This is a genomic window from Sphingobacterium sp. 1.A.4, assembly GCF_002734245.1.
GTDB classification, from domain to species: domain Bacteria; phylum Bacteroidota; class Bacteroidia; order Sphingobacteriales; family Sphingobacteriaceae; genus Sphingobacterium; species Sphingobacterium tenebrionis.
The window spans coordinates 73,861-93,792 of the sequence record NZ_PEAZ01000012.1; the positions used below are offsets into that span (position 1 = coordinate 73,861).

32 protein-coding genes are annotated in these 19,932 nt (G+C 35.5%); 25 read left to right on the forward strand and 7 right to left on the reverse strand.

The features are described 5' to 3' along the window. Nucleotides 1-2: 2 nt before the first annotated feature. The 5 genes from CRJ00_RS01865 to CRJ00_RS01885 all read right to left on the reverse strand — a co-directional run bounded on the left by CRJ00_RS01865 (nt 3) and on the right by CRJ00_RS01885 (nt 4,536). Nucleotides 3-1,463 carry a DUF3945 domain-containing protein gene (locus CRJ00_RS01865; RefSeq protein WP_099365216.1) on the reverse strand — a complete coding sequence of 487 codons (1,461 nt, stop codon included), beginning with the start codon at nt 1,461-1,463 and terminating at the stop codon, nt 3-5. Between the two features lie 97 nt (nt 1,464-1,560). Further along, on the reverse strand, nt 1,561-1,854 hold the full coding sequence (locus CRJ00_RS01870; RefSeq protein ID WP_099365217.1) for a helix-turn-helix domain-containing protein: 294 nt from the start codon (nt 1,852-1,854) through the stop codon (nt 1,561-1,563). Nucleotides 1,855-1,870: 16 nt separating this feature from the next. After that, entirely contained in the window at nt 1,871-2,224 is a 354-nt protein-coding gene (locus CRJ00_RS01875; RefSeq protein WP_099365218.1) for a helix-turn-helix domain-containing protein, read from the reverse strand. A 263-nt stretch (nt 2,225-2,487) separates the two neighbouring features. Continuing rightward, nucleotides 2,488-3,333: an RteC domain-containing protein gene (locus CRJ00_RS01880; RefSeq protein WP_099365219.1), complete on the reverse strand. Its 846-nt coding sequence runs from the start codon at nt 3,331-3,333 to the stop codon at nt 2,488-2,490. A 567-nt stretch (nt 3,334-3,900) separates the two neighbouring features. Then, a complete protein-coding gene (locus tag CRJ00_RS01885; RefSeq protein ID WP_099365220.1) occupies nt 3,901-4,536 on the reverse strand; it encodes a CGNR zinc finger domain-containing protein in 636 nt (211 codons plus the stop codon). A gap of 283 nt (nt 4,537-4,819) precedes the next feature. Between CRJ00_RS01885 and CRJ00_RS01890 the strand changes: the two genes are divergently transcribed. The 24 genes from CRJ00_RS01890 to CRJ00_RS02000 all read left to right on the forward strand — a co-directional run bounded on the left by CRJ00_RS01890 (nt 4,820) and on the right by CRJ00_RS02000 (nt 17,689). Further along, nucleotides 4,820-5,290 carry a hypothetical protein gene (locus CRJ00_RS01890; protein WP_099365221.1) on the forward strand — a complete coding sequence of 157 codons (471 nt, stop codon included), beginning with the start codon at nt 4,820-4,822 and terminating at the stop codon, nt 5,288-5,290. Nucleotides 5,291-5,433: 143 nt separating this feature from the next. Further along, nucleotides 5,434-5,946 (forward strand): DinB family protein, encoded by a 513-nt coding sequence (locus tag CRJ00_RS01895; protein WP_099365222.1) that lies wholly within the window; start codon nt 5,434-5,436, stop codon nt 5,944-5,946. Then, complete coding sequence (locus CRJ00_RS01900; protein ID WP_099365223.1) at nt 5,943-6,404, forward strand: SRPBCC domain-containing protein; 462 nt, start codon at nt 5,943-5,945, stop codon at nt 6,402-6,404. The genes CRJ00_RS01895 and CRJ00_RS01900 overlap by 4 nt, the downstream gene beginning before the upstream one ends. A gap of 60 nt (nt 6,405-6,464) precedes the next feature. Continuing rightward, nucleotides 6,465-7,364 carry an arginase family protein gene (locus tag CRJ00_RS01905; RefSeq protein ID WP_099365224.1) on the forward strand — a complete coding sequence of 300 codons (900 nt, stop codon included), beginning with the start codon at nt 6,465-6,467 and terminating at the stop codon, nt 7,362-7,364. Beyond that, on the forward strand, nt 7,365-8,336 hold the full coding sequence (locus CRJ00_RS01910; protein ID WP_099365225.1) for a PD40 domain-containing protein: 972 nt from the start codon (nt 7,365-7,367) through the stop codon (nt 8,334-8,336). A gap of 34 nt (nt 8,337-8,370) precedes the next feature. Beyond that, complete coding sequence (locus tag CRJ00_RS01915) at nt 8,371-8,910, forward strand: GNAT family N-acetyltransferase (RefSeq protein ID WP_099365226.1); 540 nt, start codon at nt 8,371-8,373, stop codon at nt 8,908-8,910. 174 nt (nt 8,911-9,084) lie between these two features. Continuing rightward, the gene (locus tag CRJ00_RS01920) at nt 9,085-9,468 is read left to right on the forward strand and encodes a hypothetical protein (protein WP_218962163.1); all 384 of its coding nucleotides are present in this window, start codon (nt 9,085-9,087) and stop codon (nt 9,466-9,468) included. 63 nt (nt 9,469-9,531) lie between these two features. Further along, nucleotides 9,532-9,954, forward strand: a complete 423-nt coding sequence (locus tag CRJ00_RS01925) for an SRPBCC family protein (protein WP_099365228.1) — start codon at nt 9,532-9,534, stop codon at nt 9,952-9,954. Between the two features lie 10 nt (nt 9,955-9,964). After that, nucleotides 9,965-10,807, forward strand: coding sequence for an alpha/beta hydrolase (locus CRJ00_RS01930; RefSeq protein WP_099365261.1), 843 nt, complete (start codon nt 9,965-9,967; stop codon nt 10,805-10,807). Between the two features lie 137 nt (nt 10,808-10,944). Then, nucleotides 10,945-11,220: a hypothetical protein gene (locus CRJ00_RS01935; protein ID WP_099365229.1), complete on the forward strand. Its 276-nt coding sequence runs from the start codon at nt 10,945-10,947 to the stop codon at nt 11,218-11,220. Between the two features lie 51 nt (nt 11,221-11,271). After that, nucleotides 11,272-11,430 (forward strand): hypothetical protein, encoded by a 159-nt coding sequence (locus CRJ00_RS18715; protein WP_180268396.1) that lies wholly within the window; start codon nt 11,272-11,274, stop codon nt 11,428-11,430. Nucleotides 11,431-11,481: 51 nt separating this feature from the next. Then, entirely contained in the window at nt 11,482-11,961 is a 480-nt protein-coding gene (locus tag CRJ00_RS01940) for a VOC family protein (protein ID WP_099365230.1), read from the forward strand. A 15-nt stretch (nt 11,962-11,976) separates the two neighbouring features. After that, nucleotides 11,977-12,453: a VOC family protein gene (locus CRJ00_RS01945; protein WP_099365231.1), complete on the forward strand. Its 477-nt coding sequence runs from the start codon at nt 11,977-11,979 to the stop codon at nt 12,451-12,453. 7 nt (nt 12,454-12,460) lie between these two features. Then, entirely contained in the window at nt 12,461-12,892 is a 432-nt protein-coding gene (locus CRJ00_RS01950; protein WP_099365232.1) for a hypothetical protein, read from the forward strand. A gap of 73 nt (nt 12,893-12,965) precedes the next feature. Next, entirely contained in the window at nt 12,966-13,352 is a 387-nt protein-coding gene (locus CRJ00_RS01955) for a nuclear transport factor 2 family protein (RefSeq protein ID WP_218962164.1), read from the forward strand. 6 nt (nt 13,353-13,358) lie between these two features. Next, nucleotides 13,359-13,718, forward strand: coding sequence for an MmcQ/YjbR family DNA-binding protein (locus CRJ00_RS01960; RefSeq protein ID WP_099365233.1), 360 nt, complete (start codon nt 13,359-13,361; stop codon nt 13,716-13,718). 12 nt (nt 13,719-13,730) lie between these two features. Then, complete coding sequence (locus tag CRJ00_RS01965; protein WP_099365234.1) at nt 13,731-14,225, forward strand: GNAT family N-acetyltransferase; 495 nt, start codon at nt 13,731-13,733, stop codon at nt 14,223-14,225. 32 nt (nt 14,226-14,257) lie between these two features. After that, entirely contained in the window at nt 14,258-14,635 is a 378-nt protein-coding gene (locus CRJ00_RS01970; RefSeq protein WP_099365235.1) for a nuclear transport factor 2 family protein, read from the forward strand. Between the two features lie 42 nt (nt 14,636-14,677). Beyond that, complete coding sequence (locus CRJ00_RS01975; protein WP_099365236.1) at nt 14,678-15,028, forward strand: DUF4180 domain-containing protein; 351 nt, start codon at nt 14,678-14,680, stop codon at nt 15,026-15,028. Nucleotides 15,029-15,125: 97 nt separating this feature from the next. After that, nucleotides 15,126-15,692, forward strand: coding sequence for a dihydrofolate reductase family protein (locus tag CRJ00_RS01980; RefSeq protein WP_099365237.1), 567 nt, complete (start codon nt 15,126-15,128; stop codon nt 15,690-15,692). Nucleotides 15,693-15,727: 35 nt separating this feature from the next. After that, on the forward strand, nt 15,728-16,294 hold the full coding sequence (locus tag CRJ00_RS01985) for a Crp/Fnr family transcriptional regulator (RefSeq protein WP_099365238.1): 567 nt from the start codon (nt 15,728-15,730) through the stop codon (nt 16,292-16,294). A 14-nt stretch (nt 16,295-16,308) separates the two neighbouring features. Then, on the forward strand, nt 16,309-16,797 hold the full coding sequence (locus CRJ00_RS01990; RefSeq protein WP_099365239.1) for a DUF1761 domain-containing protein: 489 nt from the start codon (nt 16,309-16,311) through the stop codon (nt 16,795-16,797). A 1-nt stretch (nt 16,798) separates the two neighbouring features. Further along, the gene (locus CRJ00_RS01995) at nt 16,799-17,152 is read left to right on the forward strand and encodes a YciI family protein (RefSeq protein WP_099365240.1); all 354 of its coding nucleotides are present in this window, start codon (nt 16,799-16,801) and stop codon (nt 17,150-17,152) included. 6 nt (nt 17,153-17,158) lie between these two features. Next, nucleotides 17,159-17,689: a hypothetical protein gene (locus CRJ00_RS02000; RefSeq protein WP_099365241.1), complete on the forward strand. Its 531-nt coding sequence runs from the start codon at nt 17,159-17,161 to the stop codon at nt 17,687-17,689. Between the two features lie 490 nt (nt 17,690-18,179). Here the strand turns inward: CRJ00_RS02000 and CRJ00_RS19285 are convergent, their stop codons facing one another. Next, nucleotides 18,180-18,305: a tyrosine-type recombinase/integrase gene (locus CRJ00_RS19285; RefSeq protein ID WP_306473093.1), complete on the reverse strand. Its 126-nt coding sequence runs from the start codon at nt 18,303-18,305 to the stop codon at nt 18,180-18,182. A 561-nt stretch (nt 18,306-18,866) separates the two neighbouring features. Between CRJ00_RS19285 and CRJ00_RS02015 the strand changes: the two genes are divergently transcribed. Continuing rightward, on the forward strand, nt 18,867-19,142 hold the full coding sequence (locus CRJ00_RS02015; RefSeq protein ID WP_099365243.1) for an aminoglycoside 6-adenylyltransferase: 276 nt from the start codon (nt 18,867-18,869) through the stop codon (nt 19,140-19,142). Here CRJ00_RS02015 and CRJ00_RS02020 read toward each other — a convergent pair. Beyond that, entirely contained in the window at nt 19,120-19,614 is a 495-nt protein-coding gene (locus CRJ00_RS02020; protein ID WP_099365244.1) for a GNAT family N-acetyltransferase, read from the reverse strand. The two genes, CRJ00_RS02015 and CRJ00_RS02020, sit on opposite strands and share 23 nt — an antisense overlap. Nucleotides 19,615-19,932 lie beyond the last annotated feature (318 nt).

A 19,932-nucleotide genomic window follows, 5' to 3' on the forward strand; every position in this document is an offset into this window, starting at 1 on the left:
TATTACATTTTTCTGCCTTTTGATTTGGCAGGTGTTTCGGGTTTCTCTTGTTTCTCCTGTTGCTTTTTATTTTTCGGAGCTTGCTGTCCTTTCTGTAGAGGTTCTTTAATCTTTTTGGTCGCTTCATTGGTTTTACCCTCCGAATTGACAGCGGTTTGAGTTTTGTGGGCTTCCGTAGGTTTTGCCTGTTCTTTGAGCTTATTAGGGTTTTGGAAGGAAAAACCAGTTTTACCAGTTTCTTTGTTCAGTGTGATATACCCTTGATATTTCTGACCTTTTTTATCTATCAGCCCATCTACATAAACAGTCTCACCTGCTTTGAACTTATTGTATTGTTCATCATCCAATTCTTTACCTCTAAAAGTCCTTGGTGCTTCCTGCGACTGATTTTGTTGACTTTTTTGTTGGTTATTTTGCGACTGCTGATTGTTGCCCGCTCTGTCAAACAAGAACTCTACATAACGTTTGTCTGCATTGAACTGTACTGTTGCCGAAAATTCTGTTCCTTTTTTAGAAATCATACCCTCTAATTGAAGTGGTTTACCCTCCATTAAAGTTTGCTTTTGGGTTTCATCAAGTTTTACTCCTTTTATTTCGTCAGGTATCTTAATGAAATCGGTTTTTAGAGCAACCAATTCATTTGTCAGTCTGTCCACACTAACGATTGATGGAATGGTTTCTCCTGTTTTCGGATTGGTCAGGTTGACTACACGCCCCATATTTCCGGTATTTAGCAAGTTATCCTTGTCATCTTGATTGAATTTATGTCCGAAAAATTCAAAGTTGAGGTTGGGCTCTTTACGGATACCGTGAATGGCAACCACGATTTGTCCGTCATCATTCGGCTGTAGCGACAAACGAGCATCCAAACGGGTAACGGCTGTCCCGAGGTTCAGGCTCACAGGAACCAGTTCATTGGTCTTGTAGCCTTTTAGCAACGGGTCAAGAAGGTTCATTTTTTCAAGTTTTTCTTTACTCAACCCAAGATTGTTCATCGTCTCCCAATCTATCTGTTCCGGTTTGTAGCGGTATTCGCTTGTTTCTGGTGTTGTCTGTGTTGTTTCCATATTGTCTTGATTTTCTTGTTTTTTATCGAGGCTTAACTCTGGTTTTAATTCTTGATCTTTCATCACTTTTTCTCCCTCGGGAGTTGGATTGTTTATTTGTAGCTGCATTTCCTGTGCTTTCTCAACCGCAAGAGGTGCAGGTACCTTGAAGAATGAAAAATTGCTAGGGTTCTTTAGCTGGCTAAAAAAATTGGAGAAGAAGTTGGAAAAGAAGTCTCCATGTTTGTCCACCCGCATAAAATGGCTCTGATTTTTTTTCGTAGGATCAACGGTTTCCATATTCCCGTTATCATCAATACTCTTTACAGCCTGAATTTTCTTTTTCTCTTTATCCAATACTAGCAGTATGTCTGAAAATTGTTCGGGCATTCTTTGTGTTGTTATTTCTTCACTCATACTATCAAATATTTATTATTCATTGCCGAATGTATAAGAAGCGTTCATTGGTTTAGGGCAATTGGCAGTTAAAGGCAGCATTTGTCACTGTTTGGCGTTATTTATTTGAGGGAGGATTGAAACTTTCTCTGATAAACTGGTGTACATCGGATAGTTTGTAATAGAGCTTGCCGCTAATTGTATAGTAAGGTAGCTTACCGATGGAGCGATACCGTTGTAATGAGCGGTTACTTATTTTCAACATCTGTAGCAAATCCTGATTATCCAATAATTCTTCACCGTCTATACTGTTACGGCTTCTCTTGCTTTCATCTATATGCTCTTTTAATAGATCAAGACGTTCTAAAATACGCTCCATCCACCCTATAAATTCAATTCTGTCGATATTCATATATTTAATGGTAGTCTTATTGCTTGCCAGTATTCAACTTTCTGCCTTTTTCGATATAGCTTTTGCCTCTTGCCATCAGCTCTTTTACATACTCGTCACTGGTTTGTACAGCATTGGCATTTAGCATATCCTTGATAGCCCCAATGGTATAGAAATATTGTCCATAAAACTTTGAATAGGCTATCTCACCCTTAGTGCGCATTCGCCATAGGGTTTTCTCGCTGATATGCAGATATTGGCATACCTCATGGTTATTCAACCATAGGTCGTCGTAGCTGTTTTCCTCCTGTCTTTTAAGGTAATCGGCAATGGCATTGATACGGTTGTTCAACTGTTTCCATGCCTCTTCTTCAATTGTTATAATTTTCATTGTACAACTCTTTAATGTCACTTATGCAAAATTGAGAAGTGTGGCAGGGTTTGTCTGCCAAGCCTTACCAATTGGTTTGGCTGTTTTTTCAAAATTTTCACAATTAGGAAAAGTCCTTGTTTTACAGTGCTTTCAAGGCATTAGAGGCGTTTCAGAAAGGAGTTTTGCTAACATTTGCCAATTGGCAGATATGGGTAAATGAAAAAGCAGTACGTTTTTGGTACTGCTTTTAATTTGTTTGAAATGTAAGCTGTATAAAATGGCTAAAGATCTTTATCCATGTATTCTTCGAGGGAAATTTTGAGCTGGTCTAAAAAAGCGGTTCGAGAACCACTTCGTGTTTTCATGCGATGAAATGCATGGTGCAAATCACCTAAAGAAATACGAAATAGTATTTGAAACATAAGCCCCATTTTTCTAATTCCTATTTTGCCATGCGAAATTACTCCAGAAGCATGAAGAGCATATATAAGTTCTATAAGGGCATTTTTGCTATAGGTCCAAAACACATCCTTTGTGGTTTCTGAGTTTTTTAAAACCGTATCGGGATTTTCATCTGGATTTATTTTTGTCAAGAGGTAGGTGTACAATAATTCATTAGAAATTATCCGGGCAACTTTGTAATCAAAAAATGTTGAGAAGGCAGGGTCAATTTCAAAGACAATGCTGTTTAATCCATCGTGATAATTAATATTCCCTCTTTTAAAGTAGGTGTGGTCACGGTCTGTCCGGCCTGAACGGTAATACCGATAAAAATCAGAATTGCATATATGTTCAGTATATTCTTTTTTAAGATTAGCTAAATGGTTGGAAAAATAACTGTAATGCATATTGCCATTACTGACGGGACAAGTAGTTTCTATACGGTAGACTTTATTATAATAAATCAGTTTACCCAGTATTTGAGGTTTTATGGTACGGAAGAAATGGATCTCTTCGGCATCATTCTTAAATTCATTTTCAATGATGTACTTTTTAACCGAAAATAAAAGATCCTGAAGATATACTGTCATTTCATAAGCTTCATCAATTAATCGCTTACTTACAGATGAAGTCTTATCCTCTTTATTGTGAATTTCTAAGATGATGTTTTCTAACGAGTATTTCATAGCGTCTGTTTATTACTGGATTTAGGTAATTCATTTTCATTTAATAAGATATTGAGAAAAACACCTGAATATTATCTTAACTTTTTATCACCACACCTTTACATATAATATTGCAAAAGAGTTTCTTTATAATCGCTATAAAGCTCAAAACATAAAACTTAGTGCATAGCAATTATTCTTTTCAATTCAAATAAACAATAAGAGCAAAAGCGATTTTTTATGAAAAATCTCAATTATGTTAGTCTTATAAACTTTAGTACATTTCTTATCATAACAATCTAAAAAAAATATGGATTAAGTGAACTCGCAATATAAAATGACAAGTCAAACCCTTCAAAAATATTACAATTTTACCAGTTAAACAAAAATAGATAGTATATAATTTAGTGCTAGATATTGATTTGAGAATTTATTAGGACGGAGATTGCAGAGGGTTGTCTGCCCCATACACATGAATGGGCGTTAGTAATTCATGGTATACATGCCTTCATGGGCGCTTGCTGATAAACAGCATCAATGCCTAAGCCTATATAAACACAGCAGTTTTGGAATTCAGAAAGAATGCTATTACCCTTTGTCTTTTTTTAACTTCAGGCTTTTCTTCTGGTTGTAGCGGTTCATTTTATCGGTAGTGCCGCATGCTTTGATACTACACCATTTCCTACTGGCGTTTTTGGTTTCGTCCAAGAAAACCCAGCCACACATAGGGCACTCTTTGATTCGTTTTGTCTCATGGTCGGTTAAAAGTTCCGACAACGATTGCACCGCTTTCCAAACAGGGGACAGTAAGTCGTTTGCGGAATCTATTTGACTCATAGTGAATTTGCCATCTACATAAAGTAAACGCTGTCTTGATATCGCATCCACAATCAAAAGATTGGCAGCAGCCAAATAGGCTGATTTTTTATCATTATCATCTTGTGCTACAGCCGAAATCAACCCTTGTATTACTTTGCGTATTTCTTTGATGCGATGTAAAGCGATCAAAGCTTGCTCGGGCTGTTCATTTGCTAATTCTTTTAAGCTTTCAAGACGTTCTCGTGGAGAAATTTCCAATTTATAACACCATGCAATGAAATCATCATATACTGCAAAATAGTCATAGTTTTTAGCGGTTTTCCAGGTACTGACAGTATTGACGAAATTACAGCACAATACAGTGCTGTCGATACTCAATGTCTCAATACTCCGAAATTTCCCCATAAGACAAAGTTATGCTATTTACTACTTAAACCTAAGGATACAACTTAAAATGTTTAATAATGTGACCTTATCTCTATCAAAAGCTTTAGCACCGATATATTCATTTCTAAATTATGGTGACTGAATAAAATTTTTACGGTTAGTGTTGTCCGTATTTTAAAAATATGTAAATTTACCATCTAAATCAAAATAGTTGGTAAATATTTTTTAGATTGGTGTAGCGTTTTTAGTGTGGAGGTCGTATTAGTATAAAATTTTAATCACTTAAAAACTTAAAAAAAAAATGAAAACAAATTTAATTTATGCAGCCTTCGCATTGCTTTTTTGCTTTGCTATTACTTCATGTGAAAAATCCGACAACAATCCGGAAACAGTTCTTGAAAACAATCTGCTGAGGAGTGCCGAAAAATATGCGGAACTGGTAGAGAAAAGAAATGATGGAGATTTCAATATTGAAGACATTAAGAGAAATGGTAACATGCTAACCATTAAAGTTAAAGGTGGTTGCAATCAAGACGATTTCCATGTCGTGTGGGACGGATCTATAATGTTTTCCAACCCCGGGCAGATCAATCTTGTGCTCAATAACAAATCTCAAGAAGACTGTGGCTTAGAAAAACAATTTGATATCAACGTAGACCTTAGCAAGGTTGTTGGAAAGTACGACGCCAAGGACTTTATTTTCAACGTAGCTAATGGTTCAAAAAAACAGGATAAATCACTAAATCCTAATGGATCCATTACAGTCAAGTAAAATTTGTCCCATTAGGTCATATTCACTGTAGTAGTGTATTCGTCAGGTTTAATTCTGTATTACAAAATTGACTTGACGAATTGTAAGACTGCTAAACCTTTTTAAACCTGATACTTAAACTTCATTTCAAATATTAATATTAAATGGAAGCAACCACCACAAAGTTCCAACAAACGATCAAGGAATTAACGGAAATATTAGAAGCTTTTAGTACTGAACAGCTAAATAAAATTCCTTTTCCAAACAGTTGGACAGCAGGTCAGGTCGGTGATCATCTTTTAAAATCGTATGGTTCATGGAAAATCTTCAAAGGCGAGACAGAGTTTGCCGATAGACCGTATGACGAGAGCTGCAAAACACTAAGCGACCTTTTTTTGAATTTCAATATAAAACTAATCGCAGAGCATTCGGATGCTATCTATCCGTCAGAGGGATATATTGAAAAGGAAAACTTGGTTTTGAATATACAGACTGTAAGTGACCGTATCATTAGCTTCTCCAGCCGAAACGATCTCAGGGTGCTATGCTTGGATTTTGAATTTCCAACATTGGGACATATGACACGGTTTGAATGGTTGCATTTTTATGTTGTGCATACTCAAAGACATATTAAACAATTGACAAAAATTTTTAACATTTTAAATAGCCTTAAATGAATAAGCCCCTTATCGTCAGCAAAGAAAAGATAATAGATGCAACACAACCTGAAGTTTGGGAAGTAATCACAACTCCTAAATATTTTAAAGATTGGATGCTTGTACCTGCAATAACCAAAGATGAAAAAGCCATTGGATTAGGAAGTAAAATTTATTGGATCAATGATAATGACATCGTTTACCTTGAAGGTGAAGTCATAACATTTGTTCCGAATACAAAACTGGTTATTTCATTACTCGATATCAGCTGGGACAAAAAGGTTCCGAAGGACAGTGTAACGTATGAATTTCATCTAACGGGAACGAAAAGCGGAACGCTGATCAAGTTTCTCTTAGGTGACCTTTCAATAGACCCAGAAGGTGAATCTTGGTATAATTCTTATAAAGACAGTGACGAAATAGGTTCCATAGAAAAAGTGATTAAAGTTAGAAAGATTAGGCAAACCAGCCGTACATAACATCTTAATCATCTCATACGGTCAGTCATAATATTTGAATAACATTTTATAAACTTAGAAATGCGTAACCTAGTTGTTTTTGAATGTCCTTCAAATTTAGGTCTCAAAAGAATGTCTTATGCTAAAGAACCTGGAGTAAAAAAATTTCCTGTCCTGCTTAATCAATTGGGATTTTATACTGCCATAGGCTCTACCAAGACAATTCATATTAAAGCGCCCAAACACTCAATGGAAATTGATCCAATAACAAATATTAGAAATGCCCGAAGTATAATCAATTATTCACTTCTTCAAGCAGATGTAATTGGAAAACAAATAAGCGAGGATACTTTTCTGTTGATATTAGGGGGTGATTGTAGCATACTGATAGGGAGTGCAATTGCATTTAAAAAGAAAGGGCGTTTTGGTTTATTTTTTCTTGACGGCCATACGGATTACATGATTCCAGAGTGCTCACATACACATGGTGCTGCCGGAATGGACTTAGCTATTGTTTGTGGATATGGTCATGCCAATCTAACAAATATAGATAATCTAAGTCCTTATTTTGAAGCTCAAAACGTTTTTTGTGTCGGAAACAGGGAGTATGACGATGAATATGAGAAACCAATTAGAGGTTCTGAAATTCATTATTTTCCTCTAAATGAACTACGGAAAATCGGCATTCAAAATGTAATAAACCAGTTTTTTGCCATATTATCTAAAAACCAACTTGATGGTTTTTTCATCCATTTCGATGTAGACGTATTGGATGATACATTAATGCCAGCCGTTGATAGCAGGCAATGTGGCGGATTATCCTATGCAGAATTGAAGGAAATATTAACCCTCTTATTCAACCATGATAAGATTTCCGGAATGGAAATTACAATTTTTGACCCCGATTTAGATCCTGATAAGGAATATATTAATGCGTTTATGATGAACATGATACCTATTATTAATAAAATTAAAAACTGAATGAAACTTTACGGAACTCCTGTTTTACTATTATTATTCATTCTTTTATCATGTGGTCAAAAATATGGTGCAAATCTCCCTTTCAATTCACAACAAGCACCAAAAGATTCAGCAACATTATTTGCAGACGGGATTATTTCAACCCATCTGAATGAATATAATATAACTTTTTCACCAGACGGAAATGTGGTGTTATTTACCATTGCAAATAACACTACCGCAAACAGGTTCTACACAATTTTCATTACAAAAAAGGAAGAAGGTAAATGGACAAAACCTCAAATCGCCCAATTCTCGGGACAATTTAGTGACGCCGACCCTTTCTTCGCGCCGGATGGGAAAAAGCTCTACTATATATCAACCAGACCAGTTTTACAAGGAATACCAAAATCGGATTTTGATATTTGGTGCGTAGAATATGCGAATGGGGATTTCAGCAAACCAAAACATTTGGGCAGCGAAATCAATTCGGATAAAGACGAACTTTATCCAGCTATTTCAAGAAAAGGGAGTTTATTTTTTTCCGCTGAAAATGGAGAAAACGGATATGATATAATGATATCTAAATATAGAAACGGTAAGTTTTTACCTCGTGTAAGTTTGAGCGGCTCTCTTAACACAACGAATATTGAATTTGATGCATTTGTTGATCCTGATGAAAAATATATAATCTATACAGGGATAGGATATAAAGATAGTTATGGAAGCGGAGACTTATATATAAGCTATAACAGAGAAGATCATTGGACACTCGGAACGAATATGGGAAAGCAAGTCAATTCCTTGCATATGGATCAATGTCCTATGGTTTCAACTGATGGTAAATACCTGTTCTTTACTTCTTTTAGGGATGGTCAACCTTATAATAGCAAAGAACCAATGACAACAAAGGTATACCTCGATATGTTAAACTCACCCTTTAACGGGCTTGGAAATATTTTTTGGATTGATTTTCCAAAAGCTTTCCAATAAGGAAAATTATACAAATGAATAATCTATAATTGAAATGCGAATAGCTACAGAAAGACTTACCTTATCGCCATTATCCGAGAAAGACGCAGCCTTTGTTGCTGAGCTTTTAAATACTGAAGGATGGGTCAAGAATATTGGTGATCGTAACATTCGTTCAGAAAAAGATGCAAGGGAGTACATCCAAAAAGTGAATAGTAATCCACATATCACCTATTGGATAGTAAAGTTAAAAAAAGAAGGATTGCCAATCGGTCTGGTGACCATCATCAAGCGGGACTATTTACCATCTAAAGATGTAGGTTTTGCCTTCCTACCCCAGTTCTTTCATAAGGGCTATGCGTTTGAGGCAACCAAAGCTGTTTTGCTGGCTTTGGTAAATAGCAATGGGCTTGAAATTATTCTGGCGATCAGCCTGCCGGATAATAAGTCATCGATAAAGCTGATTGAAAAACTCGGTCTGAAATTTGAAAAAACGATTAATCATGAAAACAGTATTCTAGGTGTCTACAAAGCTTCAAAGGAAGAATTGTTCCCAGATAATGAAGCAAGAATTTCTTGCCATACGATAACTTGACTTAAATAAAGTTGTTATAATTTTAGGTTTTTTATGGCTTATCGGGAAACGATTTGGTCGATAAGTAGATAAACAAATGTGCAATAAATGAAACTTTATATTTTAACTCTGAACACAATAATATAAATGCAATTTGACTCAAACAATAAAGTAGTAAAACTCTGTGCCGAAGGTATGGAACTTGAAGGACAAGGTAAAAAAAATGAAGCACTTCAACTTTTTCAAAGGGCTTGGAACATAGCTACCAATGATTTCGAAAAATTCACATCTGCACATTACGTAGCGCGACATCAAGAAAACACTGAAAAAAAATTACAGTGGGACGAAGCCGCTTTAAATTTAGCTTTGAAGATAAATAGTGATAATATTAAAGTGGCATTGCCATCACTTTATTTAAACGTCGCAAAATGTTACGAGGATTTGGGTGATTTTCCGAACGCAAGAACAAATTATGAAAATGCTATATACCACGCAAATCTATTACCTGACGATGGTTACGGAAATATGATAAAAGGCGGAATCAGGGACGGCTTAAGCAGAATAAAACTAAAATCCTGATGAGCAGGAAAGGCACATACAGGCCACTAAAACAGACATAAATAACAACTAAATAAAATTGATATGCAAACAAATCATCAATCAAAGTATCAGACCATTATCAAAGCACCAATTGATAAAGTATGGGATGCATTAACCAATCCCGAAATGGTAAAGCAATATTTCTTCGGTTCAAATCAAGAAACGGATTGGAATGTTGGCAGCAAAGTCTTGTGGACAGGTGAATATGACGGAACAACCTATGTTGACAAAGGCGTGGTCTTGGAATATTTGCCAAACAAGAAACTTTCGTATAGTTATTTAAGCAGTTGGAGCGGATTGGACGATAAGCCCGAAAACTATCTGTTGGTTTCTTATGAAGTAACCCCAACTGAAAACGGAACAGAGCTAATCATTACGCAATCAAACTATGACGAGGAAAAAGCAAAACATTCTTCCGAAAATTGGAAGATAGTCGTAGACGGATTAAAAAATCTTATTGAATAAAAAGTTACAGATGAAAATTTCACTAATCTTCTTATTTGTAGTCTTTTATGCACCATTAACTTTTGGACAGAAGCCAATACCCGAAAAAACAGGTGTTGTCAAACCCTTTGTTCTCGGTGTGATTGATGAAATACAGTCAAACGAACTGAATGAAAAAAGGGTGTTGAATATCTATCTGCCGGAAGGCTATAATCCTAAAGACACGATACGTTACCCTGTCATTTATTTACTTGACGGTTCAGCAGATGAGGATTTTATCCATATCGTAGGGCTTGTGCAGTTCAATAGTTTTGAATGGGTTAACCAAGTTCCAAAATCAATAGTAGTTGGAATCGCAACGGTGGACAGGAGAAGGGATTTCACATTCCCTACAACTGTGACCGAAGATAAAAGTGCAAACCCGACTTCAGGGCATTCCAACAGGTTTATATCGTTCATTGAAAAAGAACTGCAACCGTATATACAGGAAAAGTATAAGACCAGTTCTTCAAAAACCATTATCGGGCAATCGTTAGGCGGGCTTTTGGCAACTGAAATCCTGTTTAAAAAACCGGAACTTTTTAACAAGTATATCATCGTCAGCCCCAGTTTGTGGTGGGATAATGGGTCGTTATTAAACCAACCTCTTGCTCGTTTTGAACACAAAAATATTTATATCGGAGTTGGAAAAGAAGGTTTGGCTCCCACTAAAATTCCCCGGGTAATGGAAGTAGATGCAAATGTTCTAGCTGATAAAATCAAAAACCTGAAAAACAGGAACGTGAACGTTTACTTTGATTATTTGCCACTGGAAAACCACGCAACAATAATGCATCAGGCGGTTTTCAATTCATTTAGACTTTTTTACCCATGATTTTAACTAAATAGGATTAGACCTAAATGGAAGCCTTTTTTTACTTAAACAACATGTTTATTCGGAAACTAAGGAATGTTAGTGATTATAAATAAGCCTACTGAATAATAACATAAAACAACTTAAAACTAAAATCAATGTATGCAATTCTAATTCAACTAACAATAAACCCTCAATTTGCTTCAGAAGCAGCAACCACTTTCACGAACAGTATTTTGCCCAAGGTTAAAAGTTCACCGGGCTTTATCGCGGGATATTGGGTAGATCCGGTGAAGGATGAAGGTTTTGGATTTGTTCTATTTGAAAGTGCGGATCAAGCCGAATCTGTTATGCCTCCTACAATTGATTGGACAGCTCCTGGGGTGATTATAAATAAATTTGACATGAGACGGGTGGCAGTTTCAATTCCTTGATAATCGATTAAAAATGGGAGAAAAAAGACAAAAAAATCAATAAAATTGAAAATGGATTTACCAAGTCTGATCAAAAGATATCAAAAAATGGATGAAAATATCACATTGATTTTTTTGCCACAGGAAAACCATGAAACATTAATTCACCAAGCTATTTCGAATGGAACAACAGGAAGAATTGCGGTCTTATTTAGACAGGAGGTGGATTAACAAAAATAGTATACTGTTAACAGCAATCTTAAAATTTAAAATAAAAATAGGATGAAGAGTAAATTATTAGAAATGAACAACGTTGGTATCGTTGTAGAAAATCTTGATAAAGCAATTGGTTTTTTTACAGAAATAGGGCTTACACTGGAAGGGCGTATGATAGTTGAAGATGAATGGGCTGGCCGTGTAACTGGGCTTGGAAATCAATCTGTGGAAATTGCGATGATGGTGACACCCGATGGCCACAGTCGCCTAGAACTTTCAAAATTTCTTACTCCTGCAACAATTTCAGACCACAGGACAGCACCAGTTAATTCACTTGGCTATCTCCGTATTATGTTCAGGGTCAACAATATTGATGAGCTATTATCCAGACTTTTGAAACTCGGTGCTGAACTCGTTGGAGAAGTGGTAAACTACCAGAACGTCTATCGGCTATGTTATATAAGAGGAACAGAAGGGCTTCTGATTGGATTAGCCCAGCAACTTGGTGCCGAAACCACCAAAGACATTTTAGAAAATCACCAATAACTAAAATTAAATATCATGAATAATCAAAAAATCACTCCCTGTCTTTGGGTTGAAAAAGATGCCAAAATAGTTGCAGAATATTATCTTTCCATATTTAAAGATGGCAAGCTAAAAGATTATCAGTTATTCGAAAACATGCCAGGAGCTGATGGTAGCGGCAATGACGGCCGTTTTGATACTGCATTAATTGAACTTGCTGGAATAGAGTTCTCCATTCTTGCCGCAGGCCCAATGTTTAAATTCAACGAAGCTTTATCGCTTGTTATAAACTGTAAAGACCAGAATGAAGTAGATTATTATTGGGATGCCCTTACCGCTAACGGAGGAGAAGAAGGGGGGTGCGGCTGGTGCAAAGACAAGTATGGTTTATCTTGGCAAGTAGTTCCCGTCGAATATTTTGACCTGATACACAGCAAAGACGTAATTGTGAGACAGAAAGCCTTAACAAACACTTTCAAACAAAAAAAGCTGATACTTTCAGAGCTCAAATGATTTGTAAATGAAAAAGATAGAACATAGCAATTTTAAAAGACTTATTGGTGTTTGGAAAACCACAGGCAATATCAAATCAAATCGGGGCATTGATAAATTAATTGGCATGGATAGCTACGAGCTGATACTTGACGGAAATTATATTTTGCATAAGGCAGATGTTATGATGGGAAATGAGAGGAGTGAAACTTTTGAACTTATTAAGTTGTATAGCTCATTAGACAAAGCCAAAATGCAATACTTTAACTCAAAAGGAGAAGAAGGTACCATGATAAGTTTTATTATCAACAATGAATTTAAAATTGAAGGAGCAGACTTAAAGTTTAGCGGCCTGATTAATGAAGAAAATACCAAAATAAATGGCAAGTGGTTTATTAATACAGAAAACGAAGGATGGACAGATTTTATTGATCTAAATCTTGTGAAAACGAAAATATGAGAAAAATAATATAATCAAAAAATAGTTAGGGAAAGTCCTGATAACACCGGGCTTTTCCTTATCCAATAAAAAGATGGCAATGAATGAACCAGATTTAATTTCAGAATTTCAACACGTTGAAGATAATTTCAACCGGGCGGTTGTTACCAATGACATCTCAGAAATAAAAAAATGTATAACATCTGATTGGGTATTGGTAGACAGTCAAGGTGGAATTATACCACAAGAGCGGTTTTTTGAAGTTCTGAAACAAGGGTTGCTATCCCATTGGGCGATGAGCAAAGAAGTGTTGCGGGTAAAAATGTACGGAGGTGTAGCACTGGTAACTGGCCGGGGGCAAAATACCGGAACCTGGCAAGGAGAACCAATGGAAGCTGATGAATGGATTACAGATGTGTACAAAAAAGACGGTGACGAATGGTTGTGTGTACTGACCCATTTGACCCCGGTAAAAAAATAATTAGTTATGGTAACAGTTGAAAAATTGCTGAAACTGGCACTTTCCTTTCCCGAAACGACGGAAGAGCCCCACTTCGAAAAGACTTCTTTCAGGGTGAAGAAAAAAATATTTGCAACGTATGATGATAAGCAAAAAAGAGTTACCGTCAAGTTATCAGAAATAGATCAGGATGTCTTTTCTTCCGCAAATAAATCTGCCATTTATCCGGTTAAAAACAAGTGGGGCAAGCAGGGCTGGACTATAATAGAGCTCGAAATGGTAAGTAGGGAGCTTTTCGTTAAAGTTTTGACAACGGCGTTCTGCGAAGTCGCACCCGAAAAACTAGGCGCCTTAGTTAGATCAGATAAAAATGGACTAAATAACTAAATATACGCTTGCATGGCCATTGAATTTACTGATATAAGCAACCAAAAGCTACTATTAAAACGGCTAACTGAAAAAGATGCTATTGCATTTCACAGTTTGTATTTCCAAAAAGACGGGCAGGAAAGTGAAAAAGTCGAATCAAAGGAGAACAGCAGAGCAGCTTTCGAGTTTACTGAAAATATCATTTCACAATGCAATGATATTTTCACAATACGCACCACCGTAAACCCAGAAAAAATCATTGGAGATTGCGCATTGCACCATTGGGACAAACTGAGGAACGAAATTGAAATCGGCGGCTCCCTGCTTCCCGACTATTGGGGAAAAGGTTTGATGGCAACAGCCTTTCTCTTATTGATCCCCTATGCACAGCGGGAATATGCAATAAACAAAGTCGTAGCGAATACAACCGCTGAAAATATAAACGCATTAAAATTTGCCGAAAAACTAGGTTTCAGAATAGCAGGAACTATGGAAAACAATGTACTGTTAGAAAAAGATTTATGAGGTTTTTTGGCGAATTGATTTAATACCGAACAATGACAAAACGTGAAGAAATTATAAAAAATTATGTTGACGGCTATAATGCATTCGACATTGACAAGATGGTCCGGGATTTTAACGAAGCTATCATTTTTAAAAACATCAATAATGATGAGGTTACGATAGTGTTAAACGGGATTGAAGCGTTTAGAAAACAAGCTGACCAGGCAAAATCCTATTTTGAAAGCCGGCTGCAAACCATAAAATCTTTCCAGCATAAGGGCGATACCACCAAAATTGAAATAGATTACATTGCAACTTTAGCTTCTGATCTTCCCAACGGATTAAAAAAAGGCGAGCAAATTGATTTAAGCGGAAGATCCATATTCAAATTTTCTGAGGATCAAATTGTTGAGTTAATCGATATAGCTTAGTAAGCGGTACAGATACGAACCATTCAAAAAATTGATCTGACAATGACAATTGAAACACACCATACCAACAGTTTAAAAATAGCTGAAATTATTTCTGACGAAATTATTTTAAGATCTGTCGAAGACGGATTGGATCTATTGGGCGATCTATACTATCAGGGATTTGATAAGATTCTTATTCATGAAAAAAACATTACGCCCGATTTTTTTGATTTAAAAACCAAAATTGCAGGTGAGATACTCCAAAAATTTGCTCAGTACCGGATGCCTTTAACCATTATAGGTGATTTTTCAAAATGTGAAACCCAAAGTTTAACGGACTTCATTTATGAAAGCAACAAAGGCCGACAGATCAATTTCGTTGGCTCTCTGTCGGAAGCAATAAAACGATAACTCATCGGTTCTTTGGGATTTGCCATTTTAAGAAAAGAAATCTGATTTCGAAAGTGAAGCACAGCAAAATAAATGAAAAACATGTAAATAAAATACGATGAGAAAAGTAATTGCAACAATCAATACGACACTTGATGCGGTTTGCGACCATTCAGCAGGGATTCCAGATGAGGAAATACATCAATATTACGCAGGTTTATTAAGCAATGCTGATGCGATTCTTTTTGGCAGGATAACGTATCAGCTTATGGAATTTTGGCGAAATTTGGTTGAAAATCCCTCCGGCGAAAAATCGATGGACGACTTTGCCGTGGTTATAGATAATATCCCAAAAATTGTTTTTTCCCGAACCCTCGAAAGCGTAGACTGGAAAAGTGCAAGGTTGGCGGATCAGAATATAGAAAAAGTGATATTAGAACTTAAACAGCAACCGGGGAAAGACATTCTTATTGGTAGCCGAAGCCTAATTTTACAACTAATGAAACTTGATTTGATTGATCAGTACCATCTTTGTATACACCCTATGGTGGCAGGAGGCGGTTTGCCGTTGTTTGAAGACATAGACAGAACTGTTTTTAAGCTCAATAAAACAAGAATATTCGGCAATGGAGCCGTAATGCTTTACTATGAACCGACAACGAAAAGCGCTACAAATGGCCAATGACATCCTTCATGTTAACCATCTTATAACAAAGAGAAATGTCAGAGAAGTTACAATCAGTGCTCAAAATGTTTTCCGACTTTGACGAAAACGAGCTGGTTAGAATATTAAGTTCTTTTAAGCGAAAATCCGTCAGCAAAAATGATGTTTTATTGCATGAGGGAAGTATTTGTAAAGAATTTTACTTTGTGAAAACCGGTTGTGTCCGTATATTTTTTGTAGATAAAAACGGACATGAAAAGACAAGATACATTATGCTCGATAATCATATTGGAACAGCTTTAACAAGTTTCATTTCTCAAAAGCCCTCCGTAGAAATGATAGAAGCTCTTGAAGATACCGAGCTTTTAGCAATCAGTCATGCGGATTTTTATCGTCTGAATAGCCAAATGGATAATTGGAGAAATTTTTATCAGCGAATTTTGGAAATGGCTTATTCGTTTCAAAACAGGAAAATTGAGCAAAGGGTAACCCTAACAGCGAAGCAACGATATGAAATTATTTTGAATGAAAATCCTGCTTTAGTTCAACAGGTATCCAACAAGATATTGGCGTCTTATCTGGATATCCGGGAGGAAACTTTAAGTAGGCTTAAATCAAAATAGAACGATTTTGACCTATGTCAATAGCAATATGTGTGAAACAAAGCATTTTTGCATTTACAAAACGCAATGCAATGGAAAAACTCACACAACACAATTATTGGACAATAATCGCAACGGGACTGATAGCATTTGTTCTCAGTGGAATTTGGTACAGCCCGATGGTTTTCGGCGAAATATGGGAGACATACCGAAACCCACCAAACCCCGAAATACCCAGATGGACGATGGCGTTTGCTCCCTTAAGAGAATTGATTGTTGCATATGTGCTGGCGAAATTAATTCTGCTATTGAATTTATCACAATATAAAGACACATTAAAGCTGGTTTTTCTATTGTGGATTTCCTTTCATGCTGTTGGAATGGCGGGAGCAGTTTTATGGGATCACATGCAATGGCAGTTAGGCGCTGTGCATGCTGGCGACTGGTTAATGAAAATGACATTTATGGGAATTGTGTTGACCAAATGGCTTAATAAGAAATCAATATCATTAAATAATCAATAATATGAAAGAATTTGTTTTATTGTTCCGAATGGACATAAAGAGCGCAGAAGCAAAACCTTCCAAGGAGCAAATGGAAATCTACATGAAACAGTGGATGGTGTGGATCAACGATATCGCAGAGAGAGGTATGCTCGCCGATGGTGGAAATCACTTTTCAAAAGATGGAAGAGTCCTAAAACCCAATGACAGAATTATTCATCAACCTCATATTGCTGATGATGTATCTGTAGCGGGCTATATAATTATTCTGGCTGAAAACTTAGACGAAGCCACTAAAATAGCTAGGAAATGCCCAATACTAAATGGTCAAAACACAAGTGTTGAAATCAGGGAAACAGCAAAACCCGGCGAATAGAAATTTATGCGAAATACGAAAAAACCATATAAACGAGATATATTAAATCAGATTATAAATTTTTTCTGGACGACAGTCTGTTTTACTCCTGTATTTTGGTTTTGGTTTCAGGAAGGAATAGACAATATTTACTTTTATGTATCTCTTGGCGTAGCGTTACTTTTTGGGGCTCTTCCAGGGAAGATATTAAGTAAGTTTACGTTAAGTGCAGATAAAAAGGTTTATGAAAAATATGGGATAAAATTCATCAGAAAATTTGTTCAAAATGGAGATATAGTCAATTCCCGAACAAACGGGCTCGGAGCCCCGTCAATAAAGGATAAAGCTAAAGCGAAGGAATATTTAAAAACCCTTGCCATGTATGAACGTTACCATTGGATCTGTTTGATCTTTTTTCTATTGACGACCATTTATGGTTTTTTCAATGAACATTTTCTTTTTGGATTTTCTATTTTAGCAGCAAATTTTTTATACAACCTTATTCCAATCTTTTTACAGCAATATAATAAAATCAGAATTAAAAAAATAGTGGATTGAATTTGTAAATACTCTAACAAATATAAAATCTTTGAATGTATAGTGATTGAGCACTATACTTTTTTATTGACTAAAGATCTATAAGGAAATATGTTACTAAATGGTTACTAGTTATATATTACATTCATGTAAGATATTTTTTAAAATCCAATTGAAGTTATATTAATCTTTTTGAAAAAAGCCCTAAAATGTATTGCCCATTGGGTTAAATTGGCTATATTTGCACCATCGAATCACAAATTATATGTGAGGAAAACGGTGAGTAGTTCTTCAACAAAGAAGTCAATTTATTGATTAATAGATATTTGAAGGGTAATGGATTCGTCCTGCCACCCCGACAAAAGCCACTGATTATCAGTGGCTTTTTCTGTTTTCGAATATATTTCGGACAAAAATCACCTGTTTTTCAACTTAATAACAAGAAAGGTAGGTATAGATTAGGGTAGTCTGATATAGTGTTTTCTTAGAGATTATAAAAAATCTAGTGGGCTTAGAATCTTCTTCTTATCAATTCTGTGATATATGTGTAGATCATGGTAGTCTTGATATTCTCATGACCTAGTAATTCCTGAACAATTCGTATATTAATACCGGACTGAATTAATTGTGTAAGCATACGAATGTCTTAACACATGGACTGTACCTTAAACATATTTGAGAAATAAACGGGCATAATCTTTATGCTTTGACTGTATTGTTTGCATATCTTTGCGTAGCCAGCTTTTTTTCAAATGTTTTCAGTATAGTTTCGTTATCCATATAGGGATAAAGATTTATTCATAACTATTGTTTCAATTTACAGTATTTAATGTTGAATCAACCTATTAAAATATAGTTTGTTATATCGACTTTGGATATGTAAAGCGAAGTGCGTCTATAGAGACGGATTGGCGAAATATTTAATATATTAGCTTCGCTAAAAAATATGTTAGGCGTAATATTTTCAATCCATGTAATCAAAAATGTCATTTATAGCTGATTTTAGAAAATTATTTCAAAGTAAAAATATTCTTGTTGAAATTGACCCAATCGTTTTACCACAAACAACTTTGATTGATAGAATAAATACAACACAAACAATATCATTCAGCTTATATAAATTGATTTACCATATTGGCACAATTCAATCAAGAAGGTTTGCTACATCTAATCGATTGAAATTTATTGATAAATTAGAATGATAGAATGGCGGACAGCTTGTGCTTATGATTTCAACATCAACCTTGGAAAATCAGGAAAATTTGCCAAGCGATTTCTTTCTGAAGACGAATATAAAAGGATTTTGGAAACCTATGCCGATGCGGATATTAAACGTAATTGGGAATCCTTGAAATTGATGATGGAATTGTTTCGGAAATATCAGGAAGAAGTTGCACAGCAACTTGGTTTTGAATTCAATAAGCTAGAAGCAGTATATGCTATGGAATATTTTAATACACATAATCATAAATGACCTCATCCTCTTCTAAATCTGCTGTTTTCTTAAAACCTAATCGATTAAGAAGATTGATGGCAGCCTGATTGGAATTAGAAGTCTCTGCCCAGATCCTTTTTAATCTAAGCGTATTTTTACCATATTCGATTGCCAGATTCATTGCCTCTGTCATGAAACCTTTCTCATAAAATTGAGGCAATAGTATACAGCCTAATTCTCCTGCTTCTTTTTCGAATCCTCTATAATATCCACACGTGCCAGCAAGTTTATTTGAATCGTTCAATGCTATTCCCCAATGTACCGATGAGCCTTCGTGGTAATTCTGTTGGATAAGGTTTTGCATTGCTGCAGCTTGTTCAACGGTTGAAGCTTTTTGACCATCGTAATAGGAGATATCTAGAATATCTAATAAATCGGTGTGCTGAATTTCCCGAAGGGTTATCCTTTTGCCTGGAATAATAGGGAACTCCCTTGAAGGTAATTTGAGCATATTTTTAGAGATTGATGGTAAAATCCTTTACTATTTTGATAATTCTCTTTATAAATATATGATATTCTAATGAATATATTTGTTTTTATAATGTATGACATATTAGTTTAAATCAAACCATTTACTAATATTCAACAGGAATAACCATTTATAATTTTTATACAGTCAGATATTTTTTAATACAAACAGCTTACGGTATATAAAACAATCACCTAAAAAAGAAAGGAGGGATAAACTAAACAGATATACTAAAAAAATAACGAGGAACCGCCATTCACCGTTATGGAATAATTCGAATTAGCATAATTACACTAAATC